General features: G+C 38.4%; 12 protein-coding genes and 2 tRNA genes. 9 read left to right on the forward strand and 5 right to left on the reverse strand.

What is annotated here, in order from left to right; translation table 11 throughout:
• The first annotated feature begins 16 nt into the window (after positions 1-16).
• Entirely contained in the window at positions 17-250 is a 234-nt protein-coding gene (locus EMIN_RS04525; protein ID WP_012415054.1) for a hypothetical protein, read from the forward strand.
• Between the two features lie 78 nt (positions 251-328).
• Here the strand turns inward: EMIN_RS04525 and EMIN_RS04530 are convergent, their stop codons facing one another.
• Positions 329-940: an outer membrane beta-barrel protein gene (locus tag EMIN_RS04530; RefSeq protein ID WP_012415055.1), complete on the reverse strand. Its 612-nt coding sequence runs from the start codon at positions 938-940 to the stop codon at positions 329-331.
• 211 nt (positions 941-1,151) lie between these two features.
• On the reverse strand, positions 1,152-1,754 hold the full coding sequence (locus tag EMIN_RS04535; RefSeq protein ID WP_012415056.1) for an outer membrane beta-barrel protein: 603 nt from the start codon (positions 1,752-1,754) through the stop codon (positions 1,152-1,154).
• Between the two features lie 388 nt (positions 1,755-2,142).
• Here EMIN_RS04535 and EMIN_RS04545 point away from each other — a divergent pair.
• Positions 2,143-2,217 (forward strand) — tRNA-Pro (locus tag EMIN_RS04545).
• A 188-nt stretch (positions 2,218-2,405) separates the two neighbouring features.
• Positions 2,406-2,478: transfer RNA gene (locus EMIN_RS04550), tRNA-Pro, on the forward strand.
• A 39-nt stretch (positions 2,479-2,517) separates the two neighbouring features.
• Here the strand turns inward: EMIN_RS04550 and EMIN_RS04555 are convergent.
• Entirely contained in the window at positions 2,518-2,856 is a 339-nt protein-coding gene (locus EMIN_RS04555; protein WP_012415057.1) for a MerR family transcriptional regulator, read from the reverse strand.
• Positions 2,857-2,911: 55 nt separating this feature from the next.
• Between EMIN_RS04555 and EMIN_RS04560 the strand changes: the two genes are divergently transcribed.
• Both EMIN_RS04560 and EMIN_RS04565 read left to right on the forward strand, forming a co-directional pair.
• A complete protein-coding gene (locus EMIN_RS04560; RefSeq protein ID WP_012415058.1) occupies positions 2,912-4,693 on the forward strand; it encodes an ABC transporter ATP-binding protein in 1,782 nt (593 codons plus the stop codon).
• Between the two features lie 151 nt (positions 4,694-4,844).
• Complete coding sequence (locus tag EMIN_RS04565; protein WP_012415059.1) at positions 4,845-8,894, forward strand: serine protease family protein; 4,050 nt, start codon at positions 4,845-4,847, stop codon at positions 8,892-8,894.
• Between the two features lie 51 nt (positions 8,895-8,945).
• Here EMIN_RS04565 and EMIN_RS04570 read toward each other — a convergent pair whose 3' ends face one another.
• Positions 8,946-9,380, reverse strand: coding sequence for a Clp protease/crotonase-like domain-containing protein (locus EMIN_RS04570; protein WP_012415060.1), 435 nt, complete (start codon positions 9,378-9,380; stop codon positions 8,946-8,948).
• 41 nt (positions 9,381-9,421) lie between these two features.
• Complete coding sequence (locus tag EMIN_RS04575) at positions 9,422-10,045, reverse strand: hypothetical protein (RefSeq protein ID WP_012415061.1); 624 nt, start codon at positions 10,043-10,045, stop codon at positions 9,422-9,424.
• Between the two features lie 37 nt (positions 10,046-10,082).
• Here EMIN_RS04575 and EMIN_RS04580 point away from each other — a divergent pair, with 37 nt between their 5' ends.
• Genes EMIN_RS04580 through EMIN_RS04595 form a run of 4 tightly spaced genes read left to right on the forward strand, consistent with a single transcriptional unit; the run spans position 10,083 to position 14,469 of the window.
• Positions 10,083-11,111, forward strand: a complete 1,029-nt coding sequence (locus EMIN_RS04580) for an MraY family glycosyltransferase (protein WP_012415062.1) — start codon at positions 10,083-10,085, stop codon at positions 11,109-11,111.
• Positions 11,108-12,403, forward strand: a complete 1,296-nt coding sequence (locus EMIN_RS04585) for a protoporphyrinogen/coproporphyrinogen oxidase (protein WP_012415063.1) — start codon at positions 11,108-11,110, stop codon at positions 12,401-12,403. The genes EMIN_RS04580 and EMIN_RS04585 overlap by 4 nt, the downstream gene beginning before the upstream one ends.
• A gap of 48 nt (positions 12,404-12,451) precedes the next feature.
• Entirely contained in the window at positions 12,452-13,579 is a 1,128-nt protein-coding gene (locus EMIN_RS04590) for a nicotinate-nucleotide adenylyltransferase (RefSeq protein ID WP_012415064.1), read from the forward strand.
• Positions 13,552-14,469, forward strand: a complete 918-nt coding sequence (locus EMIN_RS04595; RefSeq protein ID WP_012415065.1) for a LytR C-terminal domain-containing protein — start codon at positions 13,552-13,554, stop codon at positions 14,467-14,469. The genes EMIN_RS04590 and EMIN_RS04595 overlap by 28 nt, the downstream gene beginning before the upstream one ends.
• Positions 14,470-14,567: the final 98 nt, after the last annotated feature.

The following is a 14,567-nucleotide window of genomic DNA, read 5'->3' on the forward strand; positions in this document are numbered from 1 at the left end:
TTTTTGGACAAACGTAATGCCAGCGGTAAAAGATTACTCTAAAAAAAGTAAAAAAGTTTTTGTTATTTCCATTTACACAACACGCTCCGCGCAAAGCCTGTATGACAATGCTTTAAAAGCCGCGAAAGAAAAAGGTATTAATACTGAAGAAGGTTTTGGCAAAGCGGAAATAATTTACTCACAAAATTCTTTAATAGATTATCCGCAAACGCCTAAAATTGTTTTAGAATTCGCAAAAAAATCCTTATAAAAACAAAAAACTACCCCCCGTTATAAAAACGGGGGGCTTATTACACGGGTTTTTGTTGTTACGTCCGGTATTCGGGGGTTAAAGGAAATAAAACCTTGCGCCTAAAAAACCTTCAATGCCTGTTAAATCAAGATATCCGTCCCCACCGCTGACATTAACTTTACCGCTGATATTATAGTTAAGATCCACACCTAGGGCAAACCAGTTGTTCATACGCCATTCCACACCCGCTGATAACATAGGCGAAATTTTTGTTTCCGTCTTAGTAAAGTCCGCCCCTTCTTCAAACTTAACGCTTAACCAGTTTACACCGGCGCCGCCCCAATAATGTAGACCTGTTTCATTAGGGGAATATTTATAGAACACCGTTACGGGAACGGTTAAAGCGTTTGCTCTTGTTGTTCCCCAACCGGCTTCGTCAATTTTAGTTTTTCCCCTTGTTTGGAGTCCTGCTTTAATACCTAAAGAACCTTTATCATTTAAAAAACTAAACTGCTCAGGCGAAAAGACATAACCTATTTCGCCTCCGCCCGCTATAGCACTGGTTTTATAAGAGTAATCATTGACGGGAAAATCCTCGAAGTTATCTTTTTTAGAAGCGACGCCCGCTTTTACGCCAAGCAACATCTCTGCCGAAGCCGCCGTACACATCAAACAAACAACCGCAATAGCTAACACTATTTTCTTCATTCCATATCTCCTTATGCGAATTTTATAGCTATAAAAATATATAATAAATGATAACAAAATGTCAATAAAAATATATAAAAAAAAATATATAGATTTTTTACTTACCAAAAATACATATTCCCTCAGCTATTCAAGGAGCAATGATTTTGGCGTAATAATAAAAAAACCGCGGGTTATTATGCCCGCGGTTTTTTTATAAGTAAGCTTATTTTTATGAGAAATAAAGCCTAAACGCCAAAAATCCTTCAAGACCCGTAAAATCCCTATACATACCGGAGGACTTTATTTTAGCGTCGAAATTATAGTTAAGGTCCAAACCTATACCTATAAATTTAGCGGCTCTCCATTCCACACCTCCGGCGGCATGCGGGAAAATTTGGTCTTTTGTTTTGCCGTAATTAATTCTGTCATCTTGGAATTTCAGCGAGGCCCATGTTATGCCGCCGCCTATCCAAAAGTGAAGGCCCGTTTCATTAGAGGCGTACTTATAATAAGCTGTTAAAGGCACCGCTATAGTGTTTTTTAAAAGTAAATCACTGTTTAAGGTTTTATCCTCATAGCTTGTTTTACCATACGAGTTAAAACCTAGTTTAACACCTAACCGGTCAGACGCGCCACTGTTAAAATCAAACCCCAGTTCAGCGCCTAAAATGCCGTTATTATCTTCATATTTATAGAAATTACTGTTAGCGATGTCTTTAAGGTTATCATCGCTTGCGCCTACGCCCCCTTTTACGCCTACAAAAACATCCGCGGCCATAATATTGGCTGAAAACATTATTACAGCAACAGCAAATAATATTAGTTTCTTCATATTGTCTTCTCCTATTTAACTTCACTCATACTCATGATTTAATAAAAAGTTTTTAATTTGGTCAATAGGGGTTTTGCAAAAGGGAAAAACATATATTATCCCTATTTTATTGTTGACTGTTTTAAGAGGTGCGGTTCAGTCGTTATTTTGCTTAATAATTTTTTTTGTAAAATATAAATATATGTTTTTTACCGACGGAAAAAGCAATAATAAAAAGACCCCTTCCACAAAATCAAAAAGAATGATAAAATATATATGTTGTAAGTTTGACACCCTTATTTAGTTGCAGTAGCGATAAACAGGTTTTATCAGTAAGCTGCATTTAAGTTAAATTCACGGTTAAAAGCTTAAAAGTTCTTTCGCTAAAACCGTAAACGGCAAATATTATCGGGGAGTGGCTTAGTGGTAAAGCGCTCGCTTGGGGTGCGAGAGATCGGGGGTTCAATTCCCCCTTCCCCGACCATTTTTAAAAAACCCCTTTGCCAGGGGTTTAATTTTTTAAATAAGTTTTGAAGATAGTGTTTTACGGGGCGTAGCAAAAGCCGGGCAAACCTGCCTGGCGTATCAATAAGTTCTGCCCGGATGCGCATAGTTTTATAAAATAAGTTTTAAGAAGCGTGTTGAAATAGAAGTTTTGAAAGTAATGTTTTACGGGGCGTAGCGCAGCTGGTAGCGCGCACGGTTCGGGACCGTGAGGTCGCTGGTTCAAATCCAGTCGCCCCGATGTTTTAAAAAAGAGCGGCATTTTAAATGCCGCTCTTTTTTATTCTTTTATTATTTGGTTTATAGTATCGTAAATTTCTTTTAAAATTTTAACATTAACTTGCGAAGAGGCATCTTCCTTTGATTTTGACTGGTATTTTGAAAGCTGTTTTTTGGCGCCTTCAAGCGTCATTTTCTGCCTGTAAATAAGATCTTTTATTTTAAGCACTGTTTCGACGTCAGCCTTAGTATAGCGCCTGTGCCCGCTTGCCTTACGTATAGGCTTAATAAGGCCGAACTCAGCCTCCCAGTAACGCACGGAATAATCAGGCACTCCGCATATGCGCGAAATATCCCCGATTGTAAAAAATTCTTTTTGTTCCAACTCTTCAAGTCCCATAATTGTTATAATTATATAATACTTTCTTAGTGCTTTGCACAGTAGTGAGAGGAAAATGACAAAAGAAAAAATTACAGACTCAAGCAGAAGAATTTTTATAAATACATTTGTTGAAAGCTATAAAAAAATCTGGCCTTATGTTAAGCCTTATAGTTTTAGGGCTTTCCTTGCTCTTTTGGTAGCAATTCCGCTAGGCAGTTTAGACGCTGTGATAGCATGGTTTTTAAAACCCTATACCGATAACGTTATCGTGGCCAGGGACGCCAGCTTCGCGATTTACATTCCGCTCCTTATTATAGGTTTTACTATAGTACAGGGCGGGTTAAACTATTTTTCCGCTTACCTTAACACCTGGGTAGGGACAAAGGTTTCAACCGACTTGGGACGCGATTTATATAAAAAATTGCTTACTATGGATACGCCCTTTTTTGATAAGGAAAACTCAGGCACCATTGTCCAGCGTTTTTTTAGCGATGCTTTTAACGCCACCAATTCACTTATTTCTAATTTAAGACATTTCCTTTCAAAAACATTTTCATCCATATCTCTTGTTGTAGTTTTATTTTTAAACTCCTGGCAACTTTCATTAATAGCGGTTATAGCGCTTTTAATAGCCTTCCTGCCTATAAGATATGTAAGAAAAAGAATGAAAAATATTGTTAACAAATCCATAGTAGCCAGCGCCGAAGCTGTAAAAGCGAATAACGAAACCCACGCCGGCAATAAAATTATTTCTGCTTATAACCTGCAAGATTATCAAAACAAAAGATATAACTCCATTATGGACACAACTTTTAGTTTGGCTATAAAAATGGTGCAAACAACAAACTGGCTTTCACCCGTTATGCACATTGTGCTTGGTATAGGCGTAGCCGCAGTTTTGTTTTACAGTAACAATCTTATCGTAACAGGCAAGATAACCAGCGGTAACTTCGCTTCATTTTTAGCGGCAATGCTGCTTTTATATACACCCATAAAAACCATAGGTAACAATGTTGTAGATATACAAAAAGCATTCCTGGCTATAGAAAGAATTTTTGAAATTTTTGAGTTAAAAACAAAAATAACGGAAGTTAAAAACCCTGTTGAACTTATACGCGTGGAAAAAGAAATTTCTTTTGAAAACGTTTCTTTTGAATATGAACCTAACAAACCAGTTCTTAAAGATATAAATCTTAAAACGGAAGTAGGGCAGACAATAGCCTTAGTAGGAAATTCCGGCGGCGGAAAAAGCACTTTAGTTAACCTTATCCCCAGATTTTACGACGTGCAAAAAGGCTCAATAAAAATTGACGGCGTTGATATAAAAAATATAAGGCTTTTTTCTTTACGAAACCAGATTTCAATTGTTTTCCAGGATAACTTTTTGTTCTCCGGAACAATAAGGGAAAATATTTTACTTGGTAAACTTAACGCCACTGAAGAAGAAATTAACAATGCCGTTAAAAGCGCCCATTTGGACCATTTTATAGCGTCTCTGCCAAACGGTTTAGACACTGTTATCGGCGAACGAGGCACAACATTAAGCGGCGGGCAAAGGCAGCGTGTAGGCATAGCAAGGGCTTTTATAAGAAACGCCTGTATTGTTATTTTAGACGAAGCTACCAGCGCGCTTGATAATAAATCGGAAGCGGTTGTACAAAAAGCTATTGATAATTTAGTTAAAAACAGAACCGTTTTTGTTATAGCCCACAGGTTATCAACGGTGCAAAACGCGGACAAAATTATAGTTCTTAATGAAGGAAATATCGTTGAGGAAGGCAAGCATGAAGAACTTCTTAAAAACCTTAACGGCCCTTACTACACGCTCTATAACGCCCAGTTTAAACACAAATAAATTGCTTGCGCTTTTGAAAACGGAGAATGAAAATCATTCTCCGTTTTTTTTCATAATTGTTTTGCCTTATAAACGGGTACCCTAAAGGCCTATTCCGATATTAGGACTTTTGACCCTTACGCCAAATGTAAATGATTCCTATCATATACATATGCATAAGATATTTTCAAATACTGTCGCACTTATACTATTTGCAAGCCTTGCCGGTCAAAGCGCTTACACCCAGCCTTTGCCGCAAAGCAACATTCCGACAAGCGCGTTTTCCCAATACTCCAAACAATCAAGGGTTAATGAACTTTACGGGCGTATCGGCAATAAGATACATATTAATAACACTCTTGTTACCAAGCATTGGACAGACCGTCTTTTTTCCTACCCCCACAGGGAAGCCGGCATAAAAAAGTTAGAACAGTACGATTTTTATAAAAAACAAGACTTCAGAATCTCACGTGAAAAATATGCCGCAGATAACCCGGAAACAAGCACGCGTACCGAAATGGCTTTATTCCCGGCCAAGAACGCCTATCTCGTTAATGAACTTGTCGAGGAAATACGCGAAGTGTCCGAACTTGCCCCTAACGAACAAACCATACTCCTGCTTGTACGTATCGTAAAAAGCCCTTATGCGCATGAATATGCCCATATAGAAGCTTTGATAGCTTTGGGCAACATAGCGGGCAGGAACAAGTTTCAAAGCAGGAGTGCGGAAGAAATAAAAGCTTTAAAAGAGAATTTAGGACGTGAGTTAAAGTATTTATACGGATTTGAAAGACATGAACTTATTTATGGTTCGGGTAAAGATTTTGACCGTGAGTTAAGAAAGAGAATAAACAATACAATAGAATTTTTAAACGGGAAGAAAGAGAGAACGGTATTTGAGCCGGCGTCTTACGCACAGTTTAATAAGAAAAAAGAAGCAGTAGAAGTATACGCTAACAGAGTTTTACTGGCTGCGACAGTAGTGGGCGGAGTAAAGGCCGGAGCTGGCAAATTATCAACGTCCGGGCCGGTAGCGGCGCAAAAGCCTACATTTAGGGTAAGAACAAACCCCTCGGGCAATGTAAGAACGCCCGCCGCGGCAGCGTTAAACACGCCCAAACCCACGCTTAGAGTAACGCAGCCAAGCCAAGTAAGCGCGAGCTACAACGGCAACGCGGCGTATAATGGCAACGCGGCATTAAAAATAAACCCTGAAGTATCGCCGTTAACGGTAAGCAAGGCAATCGCGCAGCCGCAGGCGGCAACGGTGCCGGCGGCAAAACCTGTAACAGTAAGCGCGAGGCCGCAGGTATGGGCGGTTCCTTTTACCTTAGACAAGGCGATAAAAGACGGGAAACCCGCCTATTTTGGAGAAGAGTTAAAAGAAAGGAAAGGGTATAACAAATCACAGCTTGAGCACATGATAAAGACGGGGCAAAAGATAACTGAAGGTGATTTATTATCGCTCGGATATGAGGAACAGGAAGAGATAAGGCAGCTTGCTATGTCTTACGGGTTATATAGAAGAACGTTTATAACGCCGCCGCTTCAAGGCGCCGCCGGCATATCCGCCCGAAAAAACAGCAATAAAGGCAGTAGCTCAAAAACAATAGTTAATGAACTTTCTTTAAAAAACCAGCAAGAGCAAGATCAAAAAAAAGAAAAAACAACACAAAGCGCAAGTTACAAAAGCATTGTAAAAAAACCTTTTGGGTATTATGAGCTTACGCCTAATTACAACGCTTTACAAGAATATTTAAAAAAAGAACTTTCTTTAGTCAGCAAAAGAACCTCCTTTTTTAATTTAATTCCTTACGCTAACCAGCTTTTAAGTAACATTAACCCTGAAACCGAAACAGAATTTAACACGGCTATAATGACGCTCAGGCGCAACCAAATTGAACTTTTAAAGCCGCACGCTCAAAAAAATTATATGCAAGCCGAATCCGAAAGGCAAATTAATCTAGCAAAAAACTATAAGTTCAAATTAATAGATAATACACAAAAGGAAATGTTTTTTAAATTTGCCCCCAGACAAATTACATATAACGGGCAAACGAAATACGTTCCCACCCTTGAGTATGAAATAAGGCAAGGGGTTTTCCGTTACAGAAATTACCCTGATTTCGCTTTGGCCCTAATGAGAGAATCGCTAGACAACCACGGCTTTAATACAGAGGTTACCGCCGATATTGAAAACGGTAAAGTAACGGTTACATATGAAACAAAAGAATATATTTACAGAGATTCTTTTTGCCAGGGCAGCCATGAAATACAGGAACTTAACCGATGGCATTTTCACATAAGAAAACACCGTTTTGATAAAAGAACGGGCACTTCTCTCGTGGCAAACTATTCTTACGATCTGCTTCACCCAAAACCAAGTGACGAAACGGGCAGACTAAACCTTAACGGTGATATTATATATTTTAAAGAATTTCAAAAATCCGACGCCAGCCTTGTGTCAAAGTTTCTGTATAATAACTTAACAGAAATAAATAATAAAAATATTACCGATTCACAACAGAGAGAGCGCAGGATTAATTTTAAATCCATAGACGGACTTGAAGCGCCGCCTACGATCGGCAAACCTGCAATAAAAACAAAAGATAGCAAAGAAAATTCCGTAAAAGAAATTTTAAAAGATATTACCGTAATTGAGCAATATTCAGGCAAACCCGTATGGGCGCTTTATGCTAATGATAAACCCGCTTTTTATTTAAAATATTCATACCCCGAAGAGGCCTCTAATTTAAAAAAGTTAGAAGCATTGGGCAAAAAAGGGTTTTTTGAAAAATACAACCTTTGGGATATTGAATATCCTAAAGTAGTTACAGACAACCTTAAAAACCTGCCTGAGGAAGCCGAAGAAATGCTGGCTGTTGATTACGCTAAATTTTTAAACAGCCCTTACCAAAGCGGATTTTACGGCGAATATCCTTTTATTATGACCGCCATTGACGTAAGCGGAGTAAACCCGTACGAGTTTGTATTACCCGCGGCTATTGAGCATTTGGGCGGCAAACCGATGACACAACAGGAAATGAACCAGCTTTACGAGCTTTTTAAAGATTTAAATAAAAACGGCGTGGTACATGGGGATACTCAATATAACCTTCCTATTAAAAGAACAGCCGACGGCAAAATGAGCGTAAAACTTTATGATTTAGAACCTTTAAAAGAAGAGGAACCTTTTAATAAAGATTTGCTTGATTTACAAAAAATGGAAGAAAAAGCATTGAAATATAATTTATTAGAAAACCCTGCCTCTTCTATAAAACCTGAGGTTTTTTCAGCAAAGTCCGCCGCTGAAGCGGCCCCACAGGCAAAAGCAGTATACAATTTTGAAGAAGTTGAAAAAAACATAAAAAAAGCAACTTTTAAATTAAAAAACCCCGCCACTAAAAAGGTTCGCGCAAGCGGCTTTTTTGCAGAAGTGGAACTGGACGGGCAAAAAAAGATTTACGGGGTTATAGTGTCGCACGCGGCATTTTCACAAAAAGGCAATATGGGCTGGACAAATGAAAAACATACGATAAGTTTAAAAGTAAACGATAAACAAACCGATATTATTACTAACATAGCCGCAATGGGTACAACTAATACGGGCGGCGCCGATATAGCCCTTCTTAACGTGCCTGAGGAATTACTGCCCCATATTTTTCCTTTAAAACTGGCAAACACGACATTAAAAAAAGGGTCTGTAACAACTTCTTTCGGTTACCCCGAAGGCAAATTTATAAAAGTGCCGGGAAGGGAAACTCTTGATATTTCAGGTATGAAAATAACAACAACGTTTAATTTTCCCCACGGGATAAGTGATAAATCCTGCGGCAGCCCTTTGCTTGATAAAAACGGCTATGTTGTAGGCGTGCATAACGCAAGCGATATAAGCAAAACCAGAAGTTTTGCCGTAAATTCAAATGTTATAACGCATTTACTAAACGCGCGTAAAAACAACGGCAAATATGAAATAAATTTAACCTACAACAACAAAAATATAGGGGAATCAATAAATATTGATGAAACCGTTTCAAGCGTTTCGCTTGAAAGGAATAAAACAAAAATAGCATTTCTCACAACCAATCAACAAGGCATTGACCCCGCAAACCTTTCCCAGCTTTTCCCTCGTTTACTCCCGGGTGAGGAAGTTACTCTTCTTGTAAAAAATAATTTAGGACAAACCCGTCTTATAACTTTTACAGTACCAAAAGATTTTTAATATTAACCATAAAAAACCCCCGCTTTAAGCGGGGGTTTTAAATGGTAAGTTTTACTCTTCCGAAGGCTTCATCTTTTCCAAATCTTCAATAAGACTCATAAGCGTAGGCTGGAGTTTATTTACATATTCTTCCTCAAAAGCGTTAAGCCTGGTTTCAAGCTTTGATATGGCTTTAAGAAGCTCGGTAGTTCTGTTTTCGCTTAACAGGCGCAATTCCTCATTATGGTAATGAATATCCCTTATTTTTTCTTTTAAATCATCAATTTCCAACGATAATTCCCCATACGGGCCGCCCATACTGGCGCGTTTTATAGTAGCCGCTATAGAAGACGGCGTTTTAACATCGTTCTCTGTTTGCGCAGCGGGAGGTTCAGTTATAAAAACGCCTTCATCGGCCGCGGATTCGCGGTATTTTGCCGTAAAATAGAACAGCAAAGCAAAAGTAATTGTAAAGCCAACGGCTGCTAATATAAAAGTTATGCTCATAATTTTATTATACTATCATTTTTAATTTTTTACCAAACAGCTTAAATTATTGAAATAAGCTCAAATTTTAAATCTACCTCAGCGAAAGTATCATAATAATACAAACTGTAAGGTAAAACTGAGTTATTATACTCACGGTAATCCTCATAACTCATTTTTATGCTACCCACACTCATGTGTATCGGAAATTCATTGCCCAATGGGTAAACATACGTAACCTTGCCTATTTTATGCTTTCGTTTTACTTCCAGGTAATTATCGGCGCGCAGTTTAACTTTGTTAACTTCTTCCGGCTCTAATAAAAGAGCGTAAATAAATTTTTCAAACCTTCCTTTTATTATACCCGTGTTAATATCGGGCAAAATGTAATTATATGTTATAACGCCGTTTTGCATAACCGCGTCTATAACTTTTGTACCCAAAGGTCCAAGCATTTTAATTGAATATTCATTATAATCAATTTCTTTAAATATCAAAACGCCTTCAAGTTTTAAATCCCTTATACCTGCCTGAATTTTAAAAGCTACGGCGCTTTCGCCATGACTGAAATACGAGGGGATTCCTCTTCCTCTATTCATGGCTTCATAATCTTTTTTTCCCCCGAAACCAGCGCAACCCGCGGTTAAAACCGCAGCAATAAGAAGTATTGTAATCCTTTTAAACATTTTATCATTCCTTAATTTTTTATATATTATATATATTATGCAAAATTTATCGACTTATGTGTTTTGTACTTTATGCGCGCTTTTAATTTCCTCAATACTGGCGCCCGCGCTTGTGTTTATAACAAACGGCAGATTTACCGATAAACCCGGCGGCATTAAAAATCACATCGGAAACATACCGCTTGTAGGCGGTACTGCTATAGTGGCGGGTTTTTTTATAAGTCTTTTAATAATCCGTTTTACTACTGACTTCCCGAGCGGCACTTTGCACAGCTTAAGAGGCATTTTTCTTGGCGGTTTTATAATTTACTTTACTGGGATAGTTGACGATTTAAAAAAGCCCAAAGGCATAAACCCCGGCCTTAAGCTGCTTGGACAGGCGGCAGCGGCTTACATATTAATACATTACGGCATTAAAATTAATTTTATCGAAAATGTTTGGATTGCAAACACTCTTACTCTTATATGGATAATAGGTCTTACAAATGCTTTTAACTTATTAGATATTATGGACGGCCTTTCCGTAAGCCAGGCGGCGTGCGCTTCTTTATTTTTCATTATAATCGCGCTGCCTTCCGAACATATTTACGTTAATTTTACGGCGGCGGCGCTTTTAGGTGCGGCTTTAGGTTTTTGGCCGTATAACCACAGCAAAAGGCAAAAAATATTTATGGGCGACGGCGGAAGCATGTTTTTGGGTTTTGTTTTAGCGGCGGTATCTTTGGGAACGGAATATTCCGCAAAAAACCCTATGGCCGTTTTAGCGCCTATTCTTATTTTAGCCGTGCCTTTGTGGGACACGGGCTTTGTGTTTTTAGTAAGGACAATACAGGGTAAAAACCCTTTTTTAGGTTCACCCGACCACGCTGTTATTCTTTTAAGAAATAAAGGCTTAACGCCAAATACCATACTGGCTTTATTTTTAACAGCATCAATAGGTTACGGTGCGCTGGCTTTGATAGTAATAAACGTTTCCGATTTTTGGACATACATTATCTTCGCCTTTTCAATGGTTGATATGACCGCCGCCGCGCATATGATTTATAAATTTAAAGGATTAAAATGAAAACCGATATCTTAATTATAGGAGCGGGAATAACCGGCCTCAGCGCGGCTTACCACATAGGTAAAAAACGTGATTTTTTGCTGCTTGAGCAAGATTCCGAACCCGGCGGGCTTTGCAAAAGTATCGAGCAAGACGGATTCACATTTGACTACAGCGGCCACGTGGCCCATGTGCAAAGCGAATATGTAAGAGCGCTGTTAAAAAAACTGCTCGCGAAAAATGTTTCTATAGTTAAAAGAAAGGCTTTTGCCTATCTTCAAGATACAATGGTTCCGTTCCCGTTCCAGGCAAACCTGTCATATTTAAAAGAAGATATTGTGGAAGAGTGCGTGCGCGCTCTTATGAAAGAAAGCAAAAACAAAAAAAAATCTTTTGATAATTTTAAACAATGGGCCGCCGCCACGTATGGAGAGGGAATTTGCAAATATTTCATGTTTCCTTATAATGAAAAACTTTGGCAGGCTAAGGTTGAAGAATTAAGCACCGCCTGGTGCTCAACTTACGTACCTAAAACTGATTTAGAAGATATTATAAAGGGCGCGTATTTTAAACAAAAGGAAAATTTTGGCTATAACACACACTTCTTTTACCCAAAAAAAGGCGGTATAGGCGCGCTTACAAAAGCTCTAGCCCAAAAAACAAATAATATCATTTACAATACACAGGTAAAAGAAATTGATTTAAAAAACAAAAAAGTAATAACAAATAACGGTGAGTTTGAATATAATACTATAATTAACACAACCCCTTTAAAACCATTTACCTCTTTATGTAAAGGCCTTCCGCAGGAAGTTTATGAAAAAGCGGATAAATTAAAACACAATGTGGTATATGTTTTAAATTTAGGGGTAAACAGGGAAATAAAAAATATAAGCTGGATATACTTCCCGGAAGAAAAGTTTAAATTTTACAGAGTGGGCGTGCAAAGCAGCTTTTCTCAGGAAGTCGCCCCCCCGGGAGCCGGCGCTTTATATGTTGAAATATCCGCCAAACCGGGCGCTAAAAAACCTAATTTTAAAGAACTTCAAAAAGAAATTATAAAAAACCTTGTATCATGTGATATCATAAAAAAGGAAGATAAAATTCTTACTTCCCTTTGGTTGACAATAAATCCCGCTTACGCCTGCTATAACTTGGAAAGGGAAACAATTGTTCCCTGCTTAACAAAAACGCTGGCCAAGCACAATGTTGTAAGTGCGGGGCGTTACGGCAGTTGGGAGTATTCTTTTATGGAACGCAACCTGCTTGAAGGCAAAGTTTTGGGAGATGAAGCATCCGCCAAACAACCATAGGGTTCAAAATTTGTAAAATATTAACATATTCTCTAACGGAAACCATTTATGAAAATATTATATTTCGGCGGTAGTTTTGACCCTGTTCACAGAGGGCATACCGCCCTTTTAAAAGCCGCCGTAAAAGAAATAAAACCCGACATCATACATATTATTCCGGCGTTTCATTCACCCTTTAAGGAACGTTCAAATACACCTTTTGACCTGCGTATGGATATGGTGCGCCAAGCTTTTAAAGATATTAAAGTCAATATAATTTTTGATAATTTTGAACAGAGGCAAAACAAAAAAACTTTTGCATGGCAAAATGTGGAACATATTAAAAAAACATATGAAAACCCCAAAATATTTATGCTTGTTGGAACCGACGCGCTTAACGATATTCCCAAATGGTCAAACCCGGAGTACCTTTTTAAAAACGTAATTGTCGTGGCGGGTAAAAGGGTGGGCCTCGCGGCTGAAGAAAAACTGCCCTTTAAATACCATACTCTTAAAGCCAGGCTGCCAAGAATATCCTCCTCACAAATACGTTTGGAAATAATGATTTCCGGCGCCGCTTCAGAGGAGCTTGGCCCCATAAAAAAGATTATTGACGACAACAGGCTTTACTTTTTAAATTTGCATGACTGGCTTAAAAAAAATTTAAAAGAAAACAGGTATCTTCACTCTAAAGCGGTTTCCGCTTTAGCCGCGCAACTTGCTTTAATTAATGAGGTTTACCCTGAAAGGTCAGCCCTGGCGGCTTTACTGCACGACTGCGGCAAAAGCATGTCCCCAAAAGAATTAATAGCCTATTGTGACAAGCACAATATACGCCTGCCCTATTATAAAGAAATATGTGAAAACGGGCCAGATTTGCTGCATTCTTTTGTTTCGGCGCATATAGCTCAGCATGTTTTTAAAATTACCGATGAGGAAATTTTAGCCGCCGTGCGCGAGCATACTTTGGGCGCCGTAAACATGGGCGTTTATTCTAAAATTTTATATGTTGCAGACACCGGTTCAAAAGACAGAAAATACAAAGGCGCTTTTACCGTACGCGACCTTGCCTTAAAAGATTTAGACACGGCGCTCGTAGCTGCCACAAGAATGAAATTAATTTTTACCGTTGAAGCCGGCAAATGGCTTTGTCCGGAAGGAAACATCGTATGGAACAATCTCGTATCGAAAAAATAAAAAATTATTTAATTATCGGCATTTTCTTAATAATTATGGCCTGCGCTTTTTTCGCGCAGAGAAACAGCTTTATAGCGCAGCTTTATACGGGTAAAGCGGCGGATAATTTTAACTTTATAATATTATCGGAACCGGCCATTATAATGACATACTCGCCGGAAAAAAACCTTGTAACCGTGGCAAATGCCTCCTTACCGGCGGCTAAAAAAACTAAAAATCCGCCGCCTGAACTTACCGATAACCAAAAAGCGCTTAAATTGTTGGAACAAAAAAACATAAGCGCTAAAAACTATAGGTTTTTTAACCCCTCTTTAAAAACTTCGGAAGAAAATTGGAATAAATTTATAAACACTTTTTCAAATTGGAGGTATAACCCGCTTCTCTGCGCGGCTTATGTTTACGGTTATGTTAAAGCAATAGCCCAAAAAAGAACAAATTTACGCCCTTATGAATTTGCCCTCCTTACTTTAGGCCTGCTTAATAAAGAACCTACCGATTTTAGCATAACGCTTGATTTACCCAAATCAAAAAAACAAACCTCGGTTAATGAGGAAAAAGGCGGCAACTCACCCTTAACCACGCAAGACCGCCCATTAATTGTTGAAATTTATAACGCCTCCGGCGAAAAGGGCGCCGCGCTCGCTTTAACGCAATATTTAAGAAATATAAATGAAAAAGGGCTTATAAACATTGACGTTTTACAGTATGATAATTACAATAAAACAGAAGAACAGACAAAAATAATTGACCACAGCGGCCGCATAAAAGAAATCAAACAGTTAAGCGTGGCCTTGGGCCTTCGCGACAATGCCCTTTTTAATGAAAATGCCCCCGCCGCCTACTGCGACGCGAAAATAATTATAGGCAAAAATTTTAAAATGCCGAAATAGCCTAAACTGCAGATAAAATCTTCTGCCGTATTATAAAAAAAACAGTATAAAAACTCTGCCAATTCCCCTGTAAAATGCTAAAATATTACATAAATGGA

It is taken from the genome of Elusimicrobium minutum Pei191, assembly GCF_000020145.1.
GTDB classification, from domain to species: Bacteria; Elusimicrobiota; Elusimicrobia; order Elusimicrobiales; family Elusimicrobiaceae; genus Elusimicrobium; species Elusimicrobium minutum.

Bases quoted from the DNA above. Each gene is read 5' to 3' on its own strand.
- EMIN_RS04525 (WP_012415054.1), top strand. From the start codon at position 17: ATGCCAGCGGTAAAAGATTACTCTAAAAAAAGTAAAAAAGTTTTTGTT.
- EMIN_RS04530 (WP_012415055.1), bottom strand. From the start codon at position 940: ATGAAGAAAATAGTGTTAGCTATTGCGGTTGTTTGTTTGATGTGTACG.
- EMIN_RS04535 (WP_012415056.1), bottom strand. From the start codon at position 1,754: ATGAAGAAACTAATATTATTTGCTGTTGCTGTAATAATGTTTTCAGCC.
- EMIN_RS04555 (WP_012415057.1), bottom strand. From the start codon at position 2,856: ATGGGACTTGAAGAGTTGGAACAAAAAGAATTTTTTACAATCGGGGAT.
- EMIN_RS04560 (WP_012415058.1), top strand. From the start codon at position 2,912: ATGACAAAAGAAAAAATTACAGACTCAAGCAGAAGAATTTTTATAAAT.
- EMIN_RS04565 (WP_012415059.1), top strand. From the start codon at position 4,845: ATGCATAAGATATTTTCAAATACTGTCGCACTTATACTATTTGCAAGC.
- EMIN_RS04570 (WP_012415060.1), bottom strand. From the start codon at position 9,380: ATGAGCATAACTTTTATATTAGCAGCCGTTGGCTTTACAATTACTTTT.
- EMIN_RS04575 (WP_012415061.1), bottom strand. From the start codon at position 10,045: ATGTTTAAAAGGATTACAATACTTCTTATTGCTGCGGTTTTAACCGCG.
- EMIN_RS04580 (WP_012415062.1), top strand. From the start codon at position 10,083: ATGCAAAATTTATCGACTTATGTGTTTTGTACTTTATGCGCGCTTTTA.
- EMIN_RS04585 (WP_012415063.1), top strand. From the start codon at position 11,108: ATGAAAACCGATATCTTAATTATAGGAGCGGGAATAACCGGCCTCAGC.
- EMIN_RS04590 (WP_012415064.1), top strand. From the start codon at position 12,452: ATGAAAATATTATATTTCGGCGGTAGTTTTGACCCTGTTCACAGAGGG.
- EMIN_RS04595 (WP_012415065.1), top strand. From the start codon at position 13,552: ATGGAACAATCTCGTATCGAAAAAATAAAAAATTATTTAATTATCGGC.